At 68.5% G+C, this 2,166-nt stretch carries 2 protein-coding genes; one reads left to right on the forward strand and one right to left on the reverse strand.

What is annotated here, in order from left to right; all coding sequences use genetic code 11:
* The first annotated feature begins 217 nt into the window (after positions 1-217).
* Complete coding sequence (locus tag ACEN88_RS29830) at positions 218-931, forward strand: DUF6445 family protein (protein ID WP_413345525.1); 714 nt, start codon at positions 218-220, stop codon at positions 929-931.
* Here ACEN88_RS29830 and ACEN88_RS29835 read toward each other — a convergent pair.
* A complete protein-coding gene (locus ACEN88_RS29835; RefSeq protein WP_413345527.1) occupies positions 907-1,839 on the reverse strand; it encodes a LysR family transcriptional regulator in 933 nt (310 codons plus the stop codon). The two genes, ACEN88_RS29830 and ACEN88_RS29835, sit on opposite strands and share 25 nt — an antisense overlap.
* Positions 1,840-2,166 lie beyond the last annotated feature (327 nt).

Consider the following 2,166-nt stretch of genomic DNA (forward strand, 5'->3'; position numbering starts at 1 on the left):
GCGTGCCGTGGCGCTCGTGCTGGATCGGACGGTGCGGCCAGTAGTCGGGCAGCAGCGCGGCCATGTCGTCATGGCGCGTGCCGAAGCCGTGCACGATGGCGGGATGGTCGAGGAGCGGGCTGGTGAACATGGCGGACTGCGGCGGGCAAGGTCGAAGTGGCGGCAGCATAGCATGGGGGGTGTACCATGTGCCCACTTTCACAACGACGTCACTGCCATGCTTCCCCTGCTCAATCCGCAGCCGCGCGTCAGCGTAGTGCCGATCTTCGACGGCCACCGCTGCGTCATCATCGACGACTTCATGCTGGAGCCGGAGGCGCTGGTCGACTACGCGGCGAACAACCACATGCATTTCCAGGACCTGGCGGGCAACTACTATCCGGGTCCCGAACTGCCGCTCGGCGGCGCGCTCGCGGCGCGCATCCAGGACAGCTTCCTGCAGCACGCGCGCGCACCGCTGGGCGCGCGCCGCATCCTCGACATGAAGAGCCGCCTGTCGCTCGTGACGCGCCGCCTGCAAGACCTGCTGCCGGGCCAGCGCCTGCCGCACCGCGACTTCACGGGCCTGCCGGCGGGCGTCGGCGTGGGTGCGATGGTGCTGTACCTGTTCAGGGACGAGCGCTTCGGCGGCACCAGCTTCTTCAAGCCGAAGGTGCCGGAGCACGAGATCACGGCCCTGGAAAACGATCTGAGACGCCACGAACAGGCCGGTGCGGCGATGCCGGACGTGCCGCCGACCTTCGCGGTCGCGTCGAGCCGCTGGTTCGAGAAGGTGCTGACGGTCGAACCGCGCTACAACCGGGCGATCTTCTACAACGGTGGCATCTTCCACTCAGGACACATCCACATGCCCGAACTGATGGTCGATGACCCGCGCACGGGGCGCCTGACGGCAAATGCGTTCTTTCAGCTGCGCATGGCAGCCGGCTGAGCGTTCCCGCACTCGGTTTCCCAGTACGGCGGATCGCCGAACGCTTCCCTCAGCCACGCGCCGAGCGCACGCAACTTCGCGGACGGATGCTGGCCGTCCGCGTGCGCCATATAAATGTATTCCTGTTCGGCCTCGACGCCGACGTCGATGACGCACAGCGTCCCCGCCCTGAGTGCGCCGCTGACGATGAAGATCGGCAGCAATGCGATGCCCAGCCCGGCGAGCGCCGCGTCGCGCATCATGTCGCCGTTGTTCAGCACCATGCCGGGCCGTCCGCGCACGATGCGGGCGTCGCCCCGCTGTGCGAAGCGCCAGTCGGCCCCGCCGCGGTGCATGTAGAAGATACCGCGGTGGTCTTCGAGTTCTTCCGGCGAGCGGGGCGCACCGTGCCGCTCCAGGTAGGCGGGCGCGGCTACGAGCACGCGCCGGCTGGTCGCGAGCCGCCACGCGACGAGGTAGTTGTCCGCGATCGGACCATGGCGGACGACGGCATCGAATCCGTCCGACGTCGCGTCGACCCGGCGGTCGTCCAGCTCCAGCGTGAGCTGGATGTCGGGATGCTGCGCGAGAAAGGGATAGAGCGCGGGACCCAAGTGCATGCGGCCGAATGTCACGGGCGCGGAGATGCGCAGCGGGCCGCTCAGTTGCCCGCGCCGCTCGGCCAGGTCGGCCGCCGCTTCCTGCACGTCGCGCACGATGCGCGCGGCGCGCGCGAGGAAGGCGGCGCCATCCTCGGTCAGCGAGAGCTTGCGCGTGGACCGCTGCAGCAGGCTGGCGCCGAGCGACCGTTCCAGTTCGACGAGGCGCTCGCTGACGACGGAGCGCGACACGCGCAGCCGGCGCGCCGCTTCGCTCAGGGAACCGCTTTCGGCCACGGTGACGAACGTGGCGATACCTTCCAGTTTCATGTCCGCTTACCCCGTTTGTTCGGCGTTTCCGAATTGCTGTTGCGGTATTTGACGACTAGTCCGGCTGCTCATGCTAAACCATACTGGCCGTCACCCCAAGGGCAATCAGCGACGGCCACGTGGCCTCCCCCGCCGGGCAGGAGACCCTCCATGTTCAACCGTATTGCAGCTGCTCTTGCGCTTGCCGTGGCGCTGAGCCATCCCGCCACCGCCGCCGTCCGGCCCTTCCCGCCGGCGTTCAAGGCGCAGACGATCCAGGCCGGCGACGCAGCCCTGCACGTGGTCACCGGCGGCCACGGCCCCGCCGTCGTGCTGCTGCATGGCTTC

Source organism: Massilia sp. CT11-108 (assembly GCF_047302915.1).
GTDB classification, from domain to species: Bacteria; Pseudomonadota; Gammaproteobacteria; order Burkholderiales; family Burkholderiaceae_D; genus Telluria; species Telluria orientalis.